Origin of the sequence: Pseudomonas sp. OTU5201 (assembly GCF_038440135.1) — a bacterium.
Lineage (GTDB): Bacteria > Pseudomonadota > Gammaproteobacteria > Pseudomonadales > Pseudomonadaceae > Metapseudomonas > Metapseudomonas resinovorans.
Genome location: NZ_JASATC010000054.1, coordinates 1 through 15,108, shown reverse-complemented (window position 1 = coordinate 15,108; position 15,108 = coordinate 1). Strand labels below are relative to the sequence as shown.

Genomic DNA, 15,108 nt, shown 5'->3' with positions numbered 1-15,108 from the left:
TGCGGCGGGGTCGGATCGGGTATACTCCGGCATTTTCCGTCGAAGACCCAGCACAGGTGAATTTCGTGAGCCAGACTACGCCCGCCGTGCGCACCTTCCAAGACCTGATCCTCGCCCTGCAGCAGTACTGGGCCGAGCAGGGCTGCGTGGTGCTCCAGCCCTACGACATGGAAGTGGGCGCCGGTACTTTCCACACCGCCACCTTCCTCCGCGCCATCGGTCCGGAGACCTGGAACGCCGCCTATGTGCAGCCGTCCCGCCGCCCGACTGACGGCCGCTACGGCGAAAACCCCAACCGCCTGCAGCACTACTACCAGTTCCAGGTGGTCTTGAAGCCCAACCCGGAGAACTTCCAGGAGCTGTACCTCGGCTCGCTGAAAGCCATCGGCATCGACCCGCTGGTGCATGACATCCGCTTCGTCGAGGACAACTGGGAATCACCGACCCTTGGCGCCTGGGGCCTGGGTTGGGAAATCTGGCTGAACGGCATGGAAGTCACCCAGTTCACCTACTTCCAGCAGGTTGGCGGTATCGAGTGCTACCCTGTCACCGGCGAAATCACCTACGGCCTGGAACGCCTGGCGATGTACATCCAGGGCGTCGATTCGGTGTACGACCTGGTCTGGGCCGATGGCCCCTTCGGCAAGGTCACCTACGGCGATGTGTTCCACCAGAACGAGGTGGAACAGTCGACCTACAACTTCGAGCACGCCAACGTCGAGAAGCTGTTCGAACTCTTCGACTTCTACGAGAGCGAGGCCAATCGCCTGATCGAGCTGCAGCTGCCGCTGCCGACCTACGAGATGGTCCTCAAGGCTTCCCACACCTTCAACCTGCTGGACGCCCGCCGCGCCATCTCGGTGACCGAGCGCCAGCGCTACATCCTGCGCGTGCGCACCCTGGCCCGCGCCGTGGCGCAAAGCTACCTGCAGGCGCGTGCGCGCCTCGGCTTCCCCATGGCCACTCCCGAACTGCGTGACGAAGTACTGGCCAAGCTGGAGGCTCAAGAATGAGTGCACAAGATTTCCTGGTAGAGCTGGGCACGGAAGAGCTGCCTCCCAAGGCCCTGAAATCCCTGGGTGATGCCTTCCTCGGCGGCATCGAGCAAGGCCTCAAGACCGCCGGCCTCGGCTATGCCAAGGCCCAGGTGTTCGCCGCCCCGCGCCGCCTGGCGGTAGTGGTCGAGCAACTGGCTACCCAGCAGCCCGACCGCAGCGTCAACCTCGACGGCCCGCCGATCCAGGCCGCTTTCGATGCCGAAGGCAAGCCGACCCAGGCCGCACTGGGCTTCGCCCGCAAATGTGGCGTCGACCTGGAACAGATCGACAAGAGCGGCCCGAAGCTGAAGTTCAGCCAGACCATCCCCGGCCGGCCCGCCGCAGGCCTGCTGCCTGGCATCGTCGAAACCTCCCTCGCCGCCTTGCCGATTCCCAAGCGGATGCGCTGGGCCGCCCGCCGCGAAGAATTTGTCCGTCCGACCCAATGGCTGGTCATGCTGTTCGGCGAAGAGGTCGTCGACTGTACGATCCTCGCGCAGAAGGCTGGCCGTGAATCCCGCGGCCATCGCTTCCACAACCCGGACAATATCCGCATCAGCAAGCCATCCACCTATCTGGAAGACCTGCGCAGCGCCCACGTACTGGCCGACTTCGCCGAGCGCCGCGAGATCATCGCCAAACGCGTTGCCGAGCTGGCCGCCGAGCAGAAGGGCACCGCAGTAGTTCCCGCTGACCTGCTGGACGAGGTGACTGCCCTGGTCGAGTGGCCAGTGCCGCTGGTGTGCTCCTTCGAGGAACGCTTCCTCGAAGTGCCGCAGGAAGCCCTGATCACCACCATGCAGGACAACCAGAAGTACTTCTGCCTGCTGGACGCCAACGGCAAGCTGCTGCCGCGCTTCATCACCGTGGCCAACGTGGACAGCAAGGACCCGGCACAGATCATCTCCGGCAACGAAAAGGTGGTGCGCCCGCGCCTCACCGACGCCGAGTTCTTCTTCAAACAGGACAAGAAGCAGAAGCTGGAAAGCTTCAATGAGCGCCTGAAGAACGTTGTGTTCCAGGCCCAGCTCGGCACCGTGTTCGAGAAGGCCGAGCGCGTATCCCGCCTGGCAGGCTTCGTTGCCGAACAGATCGGCGCCAACCCGGCCCGCGCCGCACGCGCCGGCATCCTCGCCAAGTGCGACCTGGCCACTGAAATGGTCGGCGAGTTCCCGGAGATGCAAGGCATCGCCGGCTACTACTACGCGATCAACGATGGCGAGCCGGAAGACGTCGCCCAGGCGCTGAACGAGCAATACATGCCCCGTGGCGCTGGCGCCGAGCTACCGCAGACCCTCACCGGTGCCGCCGTAGCCGTGGCTGACAAACTGGACACCCTGGTCGGCATCTTCGGCATTGGCATGCTGCCCACCGGCAGCAAGGACCCCTTCGCCCTGCGTCGTCAGGCCCTGGGAGTGCTGCGCATCCTGATCGAGAAGCAGCTCAACCTCGACCTCGCCGCCGCCGTCGCCTTCGCCGTCGACCTCTATGGCGCCAAGGTAAAGTCCGAAGGACTGGCCGACCAGGTGCTGGAGTTCGTCTTCGACCGCCTGCGGGCCCGCTATGAAGACGAAGGCGTGGACGTAGCCGTGTACCTCTCCGTGCGTGCCCTGCAGCCGACCTCGGCGCTGGACTTCGACCAGCGCGTGCAGGCCGTACAGGCCTTCCGTAAGCTGCCTGAAGCTGCCGCCCTGGCCGCTGCCAACAAACGCGTCTCCAACCTGTTGAGCAAGGCTGAAGGTAGCGTACCGAGCAGCGTGGACGATGCGCTGCTGCAGGAAGCCGCCGAGCAAACCCTGGCCAAGGCCGTGGCCGACGCCGAGGTGGCCCTGGCGAACGCCGGCAGCTACCGCGAGGCGCTGGAGCGCCTGGCCAGCCTGCGTGAGCCGGTGGACAGTTTCTTCGAGGCCGTACTGGTCAACGCCGAAGACGCCGCCGTGCGCAGCAACCGCTATGCACTGCTGGCCAAGCTGCGCGGCCTGTTCCTAGGCGTAGCGGACATCTCGGTACTGGGCTGATACAGGCCCGCTGACCGGATACCCGACACCTGGTGCTTCGGGTATCCGGCTCTGCGCTTCAGGCATTGTTCATGAAACTACTGATTCTCGACCGCGACGGCGTCATCAATGAAGACTCCGACGCTTACATAAAATCCCTCGAGGAATGGATCCCCATTCCGAGCGCGATCACGGCCATCGCCCGTCTGAGCAAAGCTGGCTGGACCGTTGCCGTGGCCACCAACCAGTCGGGCATTGCCCGCGGCTACTACGATCTCTCGACCCTGGACTCCATGCATGCCCGCCTGCGCGAACTGGTGGCGGAGCAGGGCGGTGAACTCGGCGTTATTCAGTTCTGCCCCCACGGTCCCGACGAAGGTTGCAATTGCCGCAAACCGCGCCCCGGAATGCTCAAGCGCATCGCCGAACACTATGGCGTGGACCTTGCTGGAACCTGGTTCGTCGGCGACAGCAGTGGTGACTTGGACGCCGCGCTGGCCGTCGATTGTCAGCCCGTACTGGTGAAGACCGGCAAAGGCGAACGCACCCTGGCCAAGCCGTTGCCAGCGGGAACCCTGGTATTCGACGATCTGGCGGCAGTCGCCGCGCATCTCCTTCAATAAGGTCAACAGCTCCCATGACGACAGTGCAGGCCATCAGAACCTTCCTCTTTTACCTGCTGCTGTCGTTGAGCGCCTTCATCTGGGGCACGCTTAGCCTCTTCTTCGCACCGTTCATGCCCTTCCGGGCGCGCTACCGTTTCATTGTCTGGCGCTGGTGCCGTTTCGCCGTCTGGCTGGCCAAAGTCATGGTCGGCATTCGCTACGAGGTGAAGGGGCTTGAGAATGTGCCTGATCGGCCCTGCGTGATCCTTGCCAAGCATCAGAGCACCTGGGAGACGTTCTTCCTCTCGGGTGCCTTCGAGCCCCTAAGCCAGGTGGTCAAGCGCGAGCTACTGCGCGTGCCCTTCTTCGGCTGGGCCATGGCACTGATGAAGCCCATCGCGATTGATCGAAGTAATCCCAAGGCTGCCCTCAAGCAATTGGCAGCGCAGGGCGACGAGCGCCTGAAGCAGGGTGCCTGGGTGCTGATTTTCCCAGAAGGCACCCGAGTTCCCGTCGGGCAGATGGGCAAGTTCTCCCGCGGCGGCGCAGCGCTGGCAGTCAATGCCGGACTACCCGTCCTACCGGTAGCGCACAACGCCGGACATTTCTGGCCGAAGGAAGGCTGGGCCAAGCGCCCCGGCACCATCCAGGTCGTCATTGGCCCCGCGATGCAGGCAGAGGGAGAGGGCCCGCGTGCGATTGCTGAGCTGAACGAGCGAGCCTTCGCCTGGGTGGAAGCCACTCAGCGCGAGCTCGAGGGCCCGCAATCCGCAGCGACTCTGGACCAACTGGCTTGATCTGTGGATAAGCTGTGAACAAAAATTTGGCGAATCCCCGAAATCACTTCGCAACCCCCTGATCTACAAGGGTTTACCTTTTACGCTAAGGCTTAGCGAGAAAGTGCATAACGATTTCTGCTAGCCCTGGCATCACCCCTTCAGATATGTCGAATCCAGGGCGTTGAAACAGCGGATGATCCGTTCGCGTGCGACGCCCGGGAAGTTCTTCTCAGTCAACACCACCAGCACTGCGGGTTTGACCCGGCCTGAACGCAGCTGCCGTGTCATGTAAGCGCTGATCTCTTCATCGGAGATGCTCGATGCATCCCCTTTGCTCTCATCCATCCCGTTGCTCCTGTATGGCCTTCTGGGCCTCTGCAAGCGCCTCCAGACTACGCTTCCCAATCAGTCGCCGACACACCCTACGGCCTTGGGAGCGCTCACCCACGTCGCAACTGCGATCAATAAGGGGATCGGGAAAGGAAAGGAAAGGAAAGGAAAGGAAAGGAGTTTTCGCAAACCAGAAAGCACTGAGGGGAGCCGAAGCTCCCCTCAAATGTTTTTTCTTTTTTTTTGTTGTTGTTCTTATCGAGTATTCGTTGTTGTTTTTTGCTACTGGCTACTAGCGAGCCAGAATTGGCTGGTCCCAACATGGACCGAGGGCAAACGGATTTTTTTGGACGCTGATCATGCCATCGTCATTAACTGAACCAACCAGAGCGCCGCTACCTCAAGGTAGTTTTATTGTTCTGTTGCTCTAGTCACCGGGTATGGAACGACACACCCTGTCCAAAAAAATCGGTTTGCTTCTTCTCTGGGCTGTTGTTGTTGTTCTGTCAGAGTCGAAAAAATTCTTTTTGAAGCTTGTTATTGTTGTTGTACCGTCTATAGAGCATGACTCGTGCCATATTTTTGTAAATCCTTACAAATCAATAGCTTATAAAAATTTGATTCTCGAGGGCGCTCTGTTCCGGCCCTGAAATGTTCCGATACGACCCGCCCAGATGCCCCAAAGCCGGACCATGGGTAACACTCCTCACACCGGATTGCCACCGTAGTGTTACCCCCTGTTTCACGCCTGTAACCCATTGCCCTAAAAAGGAAAACTCCTCAGGTTCGAGCTGCCGCCAGCAACGATCTGATCCAAACCAGCGGGCGTTCATCGCCCTGCATATCCAGGACGAACTCCTGACCCCGGAATGCGCTGTCCAGCAGGCAACCGTCTTCGGCACTTGTCCATCGATTGGGATTTCGGTGAAAGCTCAGCCCACGCTGACCCTTCCCTGGAGCAAAGAAGGCCGGTAAACGCCAGCGCGTCTGCCGCTTCGCGTCGGAAGCGGTCAGCACCAGACGCTCGTCCAGATACGCAAAGGTTCCGGCTCCCGGATAACCCGCGGCAATGCCATCCAGGCTCAGCTTCTTCGTGGCCAGGTACAGGGTATTGGAGGCATCCTTCCCATATGCGAAGTGAGGGTGATAACGAACCCATGGCATCGGGTCCGCAAGCAACTCGTCGACCTTGAGAACTTTACCTACTTGCAGCCAGCCCCAGATCACCTGGCAGGGAGCCTGGCGCGGGCTGAAGCGCCAACCACCAGCTACCTGCTGTACGGGACGAAAGGTGCCGAAGAAGAGAAACAGATCGCCGACCGTCACGCCCTCATTACGCAAGTGACCCTGGGCGCTACCACTTTGCCCCAGCGTCGGAGTCCAGCCTGGTAAGCGGGGTAAGGCATCGGCGCGTAGGTCTGGGTCCAGGTGAGCCCCTTCGCCCTGCCAGCGCGCATTCAGCGTCAGCTGGCACACCAACTCACCGAGGTTGGTGCCGCAGTAGTCGATATCCCCGTAGGAGATGGACGATGCCTCGTCCGGGATGGGGAGTGAGCAAAGGCGCCCATCTGGCAGTATTGGACTCGGACACCCCCCGGCGGACGAATCGAAACCCTTGCGGCTCAGGATGACTCGCATCGCCGGGCTCCTCTGTTACGCCTGGTTGATTGATCGACGCTTGCTGCCAGCAGACCCCGAGGCCCGCACTAGGTCGGGCCGTGACGCGAAGTTATTCGATAGGCCAAGATCATCGACGTCCCGCAACAGCGTACAGCGGTTCGCGCAGCGTTCGGGCTGCACCTGATTCGGGCACCACGCAACACCCACGCACTCGCCAGAACGCACGTTGAATGTTTTCACTTACCAATAGCTGCTTGGAATCGCATCGGAACAGGGGTTCGTGCTGGTCACAGCGATCGACTTCAAACTCTCCGAAACCTGCCTCGCATAGCGCGAGAAGTCTTCGTCTTCAGAGAGGCTGCGCTTGAATGCTACCGCTGAACACATCGTCCAGACCTGGACGTTATCCGGATCGCTCTGAGCCAGTTCCCTGTAGTGTTCCGCTATTAGGGCGTAGGTTTGGTTCACCGCTGAAACTTGAGCTGCGGCCCTTACCTCCACCCGATTCAATGTACTGGGATTGCCAGCAGACGGAACTCGATCCATCTCGATGGTGCCCGGATCGAGGAGGTGCAGCGAGAATGTGGATCCACTATTTTCGCTGTAGAACTGGTAACTGCCGTCAGGTTGCCGCTCATAGATCGACCGTTTGTTTGGCTCGACGGCAACCAGGTTATCTCCGTCTTGCTCGATATTGATGGAGTAACTCCCGCCTTCGAGTACATAGGTGCCATCGAGAAAGCCCCGGCCGTCCGCCTCCGGCGACTCTGTGCTGACCACCTCTTCAGTGGGTACCGGCTGGACAGCCACTGAAGGCACCAATGGGGGAGGGTCATCCTGATCAAATTGAACTGCCCCCACCGAGGGAACTTGAGACTGAAGATCAGGTTTCGCCAGCGGCTCAACGTTCGCAGTCTCTGCCTTGGGTTTTGGGGGTAGGGGATCTTCTACAGCCGTCGGTACATGCATCGACGGTGGGGCTGGCAACGGAATCATGATAGGAGGAATCACGCCACCGAACTGGTTCTGCGCCTTCACACTCTTGATCACCTCGGTCGCCTGAGCCTGGGCATGTGCTTGCCGCTCCGTCTCGGTCATCCAAGGTGCGTGAGTACGCAGCATCTCCATGTGGCCATGCATGTACGACTTGTAGACTTCGTCGTAAGACGGAGGCACCGTCGGACGTGTGCCACAAGCCGCCAGGACCAGTGACAGGCTCACAATGCTTACGGGCAATGCCTGCTTCAAGAAGTCACTCCTCTGGCTACTGTTGCCGGCGACACTCATGGTGGCTCTGAGAGGTTAAACCGAATGCCTCATACCAAACCCTTTCCAGGCCAGCCTTACCAAGTAGCATCTCATGCGAGCGTGAAGAGCCCCCGTGAAACAGTTTCTGTTGACCACATGCACGGCGCCTCCCTGAGCAAAGCGGCCTGATGGCTCCAGTACTCCGCAGACTTCCAATCATAGGTTTTCTCTGTAAGCCAGGCCAATGCACCCGTCCCGTCAACGTCACTTTGCAAACCCGTTTCGCAGTGCTTGCCTGATAGGCCCACTCGCCTGAATCTCATCATTTAGTCATTGAACGGAAAAAGAAAAACCCCGGCTTTTGGCCGGGGTTCAAGCTTTGATTGCGACGTCAATGACACTTAGACGCGCATACTGCCCATCGACAGTACGTGTGAACGGGCATAAAAGGTGTCATTCGACACCCAATATAAATCAATAACTTACGCTAAAAATGAGCGCAATTATTGTCACGCTCGAGCAACAGTAAATGTCATTCCTCGGTGTGTTGACCAGATTTAGTGTCATTTTGGCACAGGCCGAGCTATCACCGATATCTTCACCTCACACGGCTCACCCGCAGGTGCAGGAGCTGGCTTGAAACCACCCGGTGCTGCTGCCTTCAAAAGACGCGCTGGTGTGTTGGCGGACGCTTACGAATAAGGTTTATAGGGGATTATAGAGCGATTATTGAGCGATGCCCGGAGACCGCCGCACCGTCGGCGGCAGCAGGATGAAAACAGCCGGGATCGTTGAGGAGCACAAGACCAAGCATCGCCTGACTGAAGCTTTCTTGGTTGACTGGAACGCCTGTCAGTAACTGCTCCAACCTCAGCTAAAAGCCCCTGCCGATTCGCATCAGCAGGGGCTTCTATTTTTTGGGCTATCGCCAAATTAATTTGACCGAATCACTTAACTTTGGCCGAAAGGGCAAATAACTTTGCCCACCTCCAGGAAGGGTGGCAGGGTGTAGGTGCGCAAAGATACTTGAACTTGACGCATCTAAAAATCAGCCATAGAGAAAGGTTCGGCCAAAGTTAATTTACACATTGGCCAGAGTTAATCTCGCAAAACCTATTTTTGCGCAAAGTTATTTGAGCCCTGTGGAATTGACAAGGCGTCAAATTTTACAAATATCTTACACGTACGGCGCAAGCAGGCAAGTCCTTAACTAGCAATCCGGAGCTTCGACAGGAAAGGCGCGCTAGCCCTGGTGGCTGCAGTAGAACTCTTGCGAGCGACGAAAGGATGTATCAGAAGATCCGCAGGTCATCGCTGAATAGCCCGTGGGCTTATACATAGTCGTTGTATGCATTTATGGATTTGCGATTTTCCTCCCGCCACTGATAAACCTTGGAACGTAGCGATTTGAAGTACTCACCATCTACAGGATCAGTCGGATTCGATCCTGCCCCGGCGAGCAGCAAATCATGCAAATGTTGTCTCCCACGATCTATTCAACTGTTCGTTCTAATCGAGTCAGATGACGTATACAGATCGCACGACCTTCAGTACTCGCTTCAATGGCACCTGTCAGGATTGAAAGCCCTGACAGGCTCCACGTGGATCAACAAGGGAGATGCATCGCTTTGTCGTATTCTTTACCTTCCTACCACGGGGGCGAATCCCAGTATGGCAATCGAGCAGTCGTCTGAAGTTTTCCGGGAAAAATTCTGTTCCAGGTTGAGGCGTATAACTTTTTTCATCCGGCCAGAACTAAGGGAACTGTTCCAATCGAAAAGTCTCTTCAATCCGTCTTTCGCCGGCGCCTTAGTTGATCGCAGATAAAGACTTTCTGCAGTACCATCACTCATAATAGCGAATGCTGAAAGATGACCACTTTCCCCTTTATACAATCGCATACGACTGCTTGCTGAGCGGTCAGTGACAAAGACAGTAGTATTTGCATACTCGCCATTATCTGGGTGCGCTAAGGCAACAATAGAGCCATCATCTTTTAATTGTGCGATGAATCCATCGCCTAGATGGCCAGCCAAAAAGCGCCCCTTAGAATGCGCAACAAACAGCAGGGTACTCGCAAGGTCGTTCAATGTACATTGCTGTTGTTTCGCTTCACGTTGCAATGCGACCAAGCAGTGGGAAAGCACATCTTGTACGGCTCCTGCTGAGTCAGTCTCGGTCTTCGCCCATAGGTCATCAAATTTTTGAGCGAGAAGACGATTAACTGTTTTCACTACAGTTTGGGCGCCGTATTCTGATTTGGATCTTGAACCCGCGCCATCTGCCAGCGCTATACATCCAAACTCTGGGTGATTTCGTACTGCAGCATAGTCCTGGCACGGTATATTGTCTTTGGCATGCGAGCTGCCTGCGATACGCCCATGAGAAGTTTTGTAGCGATACCCCTCAAAAGTTGAGGCCATATTCAGACCTGCCCCCAGGCTTCGATACCAGCAACGTCAAGCTGTACTGCCTCACCAGGTGTGGATTGCGATACACGCGACACGCTTCTGCTGAGCCACAGGAAAAACTCCTTGAAGTTTAGCCCTTTCAAACGCAGTGGAGGGCGACCAGGAGAGAGAGCAGACAATGTTTCAAGATTTGCACCCGCGCCAATAGCAATAGGAAAAACTGTCAGTTTTTTCGACCCTGCCAGACTTTTGATCCTCGAACTGGCAACAGAAATATCATCTGTAGGTTCACCATCAGTCATGATAACCATCCAAGGTTGATAATAGTCTACGCCAGCTCGTCTGTACTCTTCCTTTCGAGCGTCCAGTAAGTCGAGCGCCATATTAACGCCTTGCCCCATTGCAGTAGTACCGTCTGCAACTAGCGCTGGAACATCCTGACGCTCAATTGACATGAAATCGACAGCGCGCTGGGCGGTGCTTCCGAACGTTACAACGCAGATCTCCGCTGCATATTGAGCAACATCGTCCTCTCGAATGGCGTCGAAGAACATCTGAACACCAGATTGGAGCTCCTGTATAGGCTCGCCACCCATGGAGCCACTCACGTCGAGCACAAGACAGATCGGGACTCGAGCAGTGGGGTTCTCAACAAGTTCTTCTTGCCGAATCAGATATTCTTCCTTCATGTACTTCCTCTCTTAGTGAGCGAATTATTTACGCTGAGTGTTACTTAAAAAAAGTATTAAGAATGAATCCCAGTATACTAATCCCAATACTCGGTTGGTCAGCGGGTCGTGGGCTAGAGGGTTTCGGAGTTGGTTTTGAAGTTGGTTTTGGTTTTGGAGTTGCCGGACGAGCAGGTGCAGTCTGTGGTCTCGGGGGAGTGCTGGGGCGATTCGGGCGGGCGTTGGTGGCGGCAGAAGCTTTCAAGCTTAACTGATCTGCTTCCCTTCGACTTTGGTTCGCTAAACGTGTCAGCTTACTTTTTTGAGTACATTCCGGACACCAAGCCAACCGCCCCTGCTGCTTGAGCTTCTCCACCCAGCTCTTAGAGTTAATGTGCTTACTCTGACATTTACCGCAAACTACTTCGACAGGATCACGAATCCTATAAAACGTCGACGGGAACAGGTCGTCCGACACATACCCCTTCTCTAGCGAATATAGGTATTTTTTCATCAACTTAATCCATTCGCTGACGGAAACCCTTTCATTCAGCCGAAACGTTTTATGGAATGCCTCACGAAGACCGAATGGCAGGTGATTCCAGATCAACTGCCAAGGGCCCTGCGGAGCATTTTTTCCAGTAAATTGCTGATCATCTTTAGTGAATCGATACGGGAAGTCCATCGCTTTGATGTTGTCGGAGGGGGTACCGCCACCTTGCTGAGAGTAGGGTGGCTTGCCTGGGTGCAGAATCATGAACAGCATGGTAGCGACAGCGAATAACTCATGCTCCTTCGTTCTCAGATAGGAGCTATAACTCGCCCCTTGAATCTCCGGTGCAGTAAAATTCACGGTTCCGACGGGGCATGGGAATGCTTCAATTTGAAAGCTATCGGTATCAACCAGCCAAAGCTCGGAGCTATTTTTTGTCACTAGAAAGTTCAGTGGATTGATATCACCGACGATAATATTCAAGCTGTGAAGAAAGCGTACATGCTCAAGAAAAGATATGCAGACTTTTGCAAGATCACGTCGTGTCCAATGTGGAAAATTTTTCTCTAGGACTGGTTTGACGAACATCGACGTCTGCATCGTTTTACCGTCCGCTCGTGGCATGGTATAGCCAACGAATTCCTTGTGCTCATTGAGCACAAGATCGCTGGGCCAGCAGATACCACGTTGTATGATCTTACGGCTCGCCATCAGCTCAATTTTACGCCGCTTCAGCTCAGTGAGCTTGTTGGCGTGATAGATTTTGCAAACCTCAGCAGGCACACCAGTTTCGTAAATGACCCCCTCACCACCCGAGCTAATCTGCTTTCCAAGTCTCAGCGTCCTGCCGGAACTCGTGGTGATGGTAGATCCTGTGGCTGGGCGCGACCGCACTGCAATGGAGGTGTCAGCAGTGTTAGTTGGGGAAGCACAAAGCAGGAAAGGGGTGATCCCCCCTTTTTGAGAGGAATTGGCATCCGGTGTTTTTTTTGGGTTTCTTGGAGATTTTGACTCTATTGGGCCCGTCCATAGATATGTCTTGATACCTCTAGACTCTGCATACCGTTTAGTTTTATTATTACTTGTTATCAAGACCATCCCATAGTCAGTGGCGATATCAATCAACCTTGCAGCGATTGAGCTGAGGTGTGCATTTTCACGGATGACCACATATACCGGGCCGCCCTCAAAGTGACCTTGATTGAGCTTATCACCAGGAACTACTTGTTCGCCGCCAGGTAGCATAGCTACGGTATTTTTCTCCCCCGATTCAACTTCCCGGAGAAAATATCGAGCGTTCCTGCCTCCCTCATTATCGCTACTCCGGTAATCTAAGAGCGCCTGGAGGGTGAAGCCTGTGATGATCGGAATTCCTTTTTTTTGTCGAATCCTAGAGATGACTTTTGGATCTGCGAACAATATGTCGCCATCAATCAGAATTTTCCTGCTTACTGTCATAGGCGCTCATCGTGTCCTTACTTTTAATTCAGCTTATGGGATCAATTAGGCACAGGTAGGATTGAGAGCTTGGGCCTCCCGATTAACATTTGCTCCAAGGGCTGAATCGCCCCTAGTTTCGTAGGTACCTCCAAGCCTCATAAATGAGGCCCATCAGGAGGTGCTTGACGTCGCCTCAGTCACACCGAGGTCGATCCACAACACACTGGCGGACATGAGTCCCCATCCGTCGCCGGGCTCAATCCAACTACTCAGCAGCAGGAGTTCTCTACAGCTCGACTGCGATACCAAACAACTGTGGAGCCATCGCCTTTCTGACTTTGCTTTCAAACGTCAAATTGCTTCGACTCATGGATCACCTGACGCCAGCTCCCACAGCCATATCGCTTGGGCGTCTGATCGGGGTAGGTCTTAGCAATCCAGTGAATCGCATCAAACAAGGGAGTCCACCCCTCCTGAGCCAACCTGGTTTCAGCTTCACGCAAGCAGGCAGTTATCCCACTTCTGGGCCAATGTACGGTGCCATCAACCCATATGCCATACACAATAGCATCCTCATACTCTTTGCTTTGCATGAACGAAATCGCTAACTGACGAGCTTTTTCCATGGATTTGGCCCAGTCGCGCAACGCCAGGTAGTGGCCATCAATGGTTTCGTAACTCTCATCGAGGTACGTTTCGGCGGCTACACATCCATCGGCGTCCCAAAGATCAAAGCGCTGAAGGAAGTGGTGTACCAACTCATTACGTAGGTCGACTAACTCCTTGAGAGCAGCCTTGGTCTCGGCATAGCGATCCTCGGGCAACTCCATCTGAAATCGGAAGCTAACCCATTCCCTATCAGCGGGTTCATCTTGCGCTGGCTCTTCCGTCGGCTCAGGCAGCTTCAGATAGCTCTCAGTCAGCATCCCCACCAAGGTACCCAGAGTCTTCTTGTGGGCACAGGCGACTTTCTCGTCACGAATCTCCAGTAGGCGTTCAGGTGGGCCGCTCAACTCGCTATGGGCCACCATAGCCTTGAGTAATCGCTCGTACTGCTGCAGCTGCAACATGCAACGACCGAGCTTCCGCTGCACTGTGCGCTGAAGGTCAGGTACGGGATCTTCTGTGGCGATGCGAAGGGGTTCATCCATCTAGAGAGGCTAACCAATTGAGGGATCAATGGTTTCTAAGTGTCGTGTATGCCTCATAGCTTTGGAAGTCGCGAGGTAGCAAGCGCCCCAGCAACACAAAAAGCCGGAAGCGAGGTCTCCTTCCATTCGGCCAAGCGAAAATTCCAAAGCAAGTGGAACATTCCATTGACAATGGAATTTTCATAGTCCAATCTGTTCACATTCCAAACGGAGTGGAACATATGCGACTCGAAGATCTGTTTTGTAACCACGCCCAGCCACAGACCAAGATCCGCCGCGACCAGCTAGCCACCGAGGTCAACGATGCCTACGTGGGACACCTCAACGCTGAATCCGAAAAATATCAATGCGATCCGGAAGCTCTAGATAAGGTTCTTGGCGGGGCTTCGCATTTCAATGCCATAGCCGAGAGCTGCTACGACTACGCAGTTGAAGGCCAACTCAAGACAACCGGCGTCGGCACACAAGATGACAACTGGTTGGACTTTGCATCCTTCATCAATCAAGCCCGCTGGGACGACGAGTTCCACAGCGCGAACTCCTTGGCACCAAGCCTTGAACACCTATTCAAGCTTGGAGCAATTCGTGCGCGCCTGGACAGCGACACACTTGGTGATGTCGCCACTGACGCCTTACCTACAGTGCTCAAAGATACCGAGTGCGGATATCTCAGCCTGAACGAAGTCGCCTTCCTCGCCCAAATGACGGAAAAGGCCGTGCGCAATGCCACTCAACCCACCGCGCCAGACCGTCTTCACACTCGAAAAGAAGGGACTCGCACCGTGGTCGACTCCCATGAAGCGCTGCGTTGGCTCAAAGGGCGCCGCCACTTCAAGCCCACTGTTCTGGTTTGAGGTGCACTCATGTTCATGACCCGACACGCCGAACTGCGTTGCCAGGAGCGACGTATCAGCGAAAAGCAATTGGAGTGGCTGCTGTGCTACGGAGAGGAAAGCCATAACCGGAGCGTCTGCCTGTGTTTTTTCGACCGAGCAGGCTTCTCACAGTTACTGGGAGATGTAGACCCCAAGAACCAGGAACTAGCCCTACGCAGCAGAGACATCTACGCGGTGCTGACAGAGAGCAAAGTCATCACCGTGGGTTATCTGGACGAAAGGCTAAAACCACAAAAGCCACACAAGCGAGTTCGACGGGGCACACCCAGCAACCCAGCCGCCCGTCGCCTTCACTGCCGCACGCGTTAACTCAAGGAATGAACTATGAGCCACTTTGAACAATTCAGCCCGATCCTCCTCGACTCAACTATCAACCTGAACGGCGCCGATTTACCCAAGGAGTTGTTGCTGTCATCGGAGGGCAGTGTTCAGA

At 55.7% G+C, this 15,108-nt stretch carries 12 protein-coding genes; 5 read left to right on the top strand and 7 right to left on the bottom strand.

What is annotated here, in order from left to right; translation table 11 throughout:
• Nucleotides 1-65: 65 nt before the first annotated feature.
• The 4 genes from glyQ to AAHM40_RS24245 all read left to right on the top strand — a co-directional run bounded on the left by glyQ (nucleotide 66) and on the right by AAHM40_RS24245 (nucleotide 4,436).
• Nucleotides 66-1,013, top strand: a complete 948-nt coding sequence (gene glyQ / locus AAHM40_RS24260) for a glycine--tRNA ligase subunit alpha (RefSeq protein WP_028627021.1) — start codon at nucleotides 66-68, stop codon at nucleotides 1,011-1,013.
• Nucleotides 1,010-3,055, top strand: a complete 2,046-nt coding sequence (gene glyS, locus AAHM40_RS24255) for a glycine--tRNA ligase subunit beta (protein WP_342246961.1) — start codon at nucleotides 1,010-1,012, stop codon at nucleotides 3,053-3,055. The genes glyQ and glyS overlap by 4 nt, the downstream gene beginning before the upstream one ends.
• 65 nt (nucleotides 3,056-3,120) lie before the next feature.
• Entirely contained in the window at nucleotides 3,121-3,657 is a 537-nt protein-coding gene (gmhB, locus tag AAHM40_RS24250; RefSeq protein WP_342246979.1) for a D-glycero-beta-D-manno-heptose 1,7-bisphosphate 7-phosphatase, read from the top strand.
• Between the two features lie 14 nt (nucleotides 3,658-3,671).
• A complete protein-coding gene (locus tag AAHM40_RS24245; protein ID WP_342246960.1) occupies nucleotides 3,672-4,436 on the top strand; it encodes a lysophospholipid acyltransferase family protein in 765 nt (254 codons plus the stop codon).
• Nucleotides 4,437-4,568: 132 nt separating this feature from the next.
• Here AAHM40_RS24245 and AAHM40_RS24240 read toward each other — a convergent pair whose 3' ends face one another.
• The 7 genes from AAHM40_RS24240 to AAHM40_RS24210 form a co-directional block, all read right to left on the bottom strand.
• Entirely contained in the window at nucleotides 4,569-4,763 is a 195-nt protein-coding gene (locus AAHM40_RS24240; RefSeq protein WP_342246959.1) for a hypothetical protein, read from the bottom strand.
• A 765-nt stretch (nucleotides 4,764-5,528) separates the two neighbouring features.
• On the bottom strand, nucleotides 5,529-6,386 hold the full coding sequence (locus AAHM40_RS24235; protein ID WP_342246958.1) for an Nmad3 family putative nucleotide modification protein: 858 nt from the start codon (nucleotides 6,384-6,386) through the stop codon (nucleotides 5,529-5,531).
• Between the two features lie 222 nt (nucleotides 6,387-6,608).
• Nucleotides 6,609-7,616 (bottom strand): hypothetical protein, encoded by a 1,008-nt coding sequence (locus AAHM40_RS24230; protein WP_342246957.1) that lies wholly within the window; start codon nucleotides 7,614-7,616, stop codon nucleotides 6,609-6,611.
• Nucleotides 7,617-9,256: 1,640 nt separating this feature from the next.
• The gene (locus AAHM40_RS24225) at nucleotides 9,257-10,039 is read right to left on the bottom strand and encodes a PP2C family serine/threonine-protein phosphatase (protein ID WP_342246956.1); all 783 of its coding nucleotides are present in this window, start codon (nucleotides 10,037-10,039) and stop codon (nucleotides 9,257-9,259) included.
• 2 nt (nucleotides 10,040-10,041) lie between these two features.
• Nucleotides 10,042-10,716, bottom strand: coding sequence for a VWA domain-containing protein (locus AAHM40_RS24220; RefSeq protein WP_342246955.1), 675 nt, complete (start codon nucleotides 10,714-10,716; stop codon nucleotides 10,042-10,044).
• A 40-nt stretch (nucleotides 10,717-10,756) separates the two neighbouring features.
• Entirely contained in the window at nucleotides 10,757-12,646 is a 1,890-nt protein-coding gene (locus tag AAHM40_RS24215) for a hypothetical protein (protein ID WP_342246954.1), read from the bottom strand.
• Between the two features lie 326 nt (nucleotides 12,647-12,972).
• The gene (locus tag AAHM40_RS24210) at nucleotides 12,973-13,698 is read right to left on the bottom strand and encodes an OST-HTH/LOTUS domain-containing protein (RefSeq protein WP_342246953.1); all 726 of its coding nucleotides are present in this window, start codon (nucleotides 13,696-13,698) and stop codon (nucleotides 12,973-12,975) included.
• Between the two features lie 302 nt (nucleotides 13,699-14,000).
• On the opposite strand from AAHM40_RS24210, the gene AAHM40_RS24205 reads away from it, so the two are divergent.
• Complete coding sequence (locus AAHM40_RS24205) at nucleotides 14,001-14,633, top strand: hypothetical protein (protein ID WP_342246952.1); 633 nt, start codon at nucleotides 14,001-14,003, stop codon at nucleotides 14,631-14,633.
• Nucleotides 14,634-15,108 lie beyond the last annotated feature (475 nt).

What these genes read in the sequence shown, in the direction of transcription:
- glyS (WP_342246961.1), top strand. Translation starts at nt 1,010, where the DNA reads ATGAGTGCACAAGATTTCCTGGTAGAGCTGGGCACGGAAGAGCTGCCT.
- AAHM40_RS24245 (WP_342246960.1), top strand. Translation starts at nt 3,672, where the DNA reads ATGACGACAGTGCAGGCCATCAGAACCTTCCTCTTTTACCTGCTGCTG.
- AAHM40_RS24240 (WP_342246959.1), bottom strand. Translation starts at nt 4,763, where the DNA reads ATGGATGAGAGCAAAGGGGATGCATCGAGCATCTCCGATGAAGAGATC.
- AAHM40_RS24235 (WP_342246958.1), bottom strand. Translation starts at nt 6,386, where the DNA reads ATGCGAGTCATCCTGAGCCGCAAGGGTTTCGATTCGTCCGCCGGGGGG.
- AAHM40_RS24225 (WP_342246956.1), bottom strand. Translation starts at nt 10,039, where the DNA reads ATGGCCTCAACTTTTGAGGGGTATCGCTACAAAACTTCTCATGGGCGT.
- AAHM40_RS24220 (WP_342246955.1), bottom strand. Translation starts at nt 10,716, where the DNA reads ATGAAGGAAGAATATCTGATTCGGCAAGAAGAACTTGTTGAGAACCCC.
- AAHM40_RS24215 (WP_342246954.1), bottom strand. Translation starts at nt 12,646, where the DNA reads ATGACAGTAAGCAGGAAAATTCTGATTGATGGCGACATATTGTTCGCA.
- AAHM40_RS24210 (WP_342246953.1), bottom strand. Translation starts at nt 13,698, where the DNA reads ATGTTGCAGCTGCAGCAGTACGAGCGATTACTCAAGGCTATGGTGGCC.
- AAHM40_RS24205 (WP_342246952.1), top strand. Translation starts at nt 14,001, where the DNA reads ATGCGACTCGAAGATCTGTTTTGTAACCACGCCCAGCCACAGACCAAG.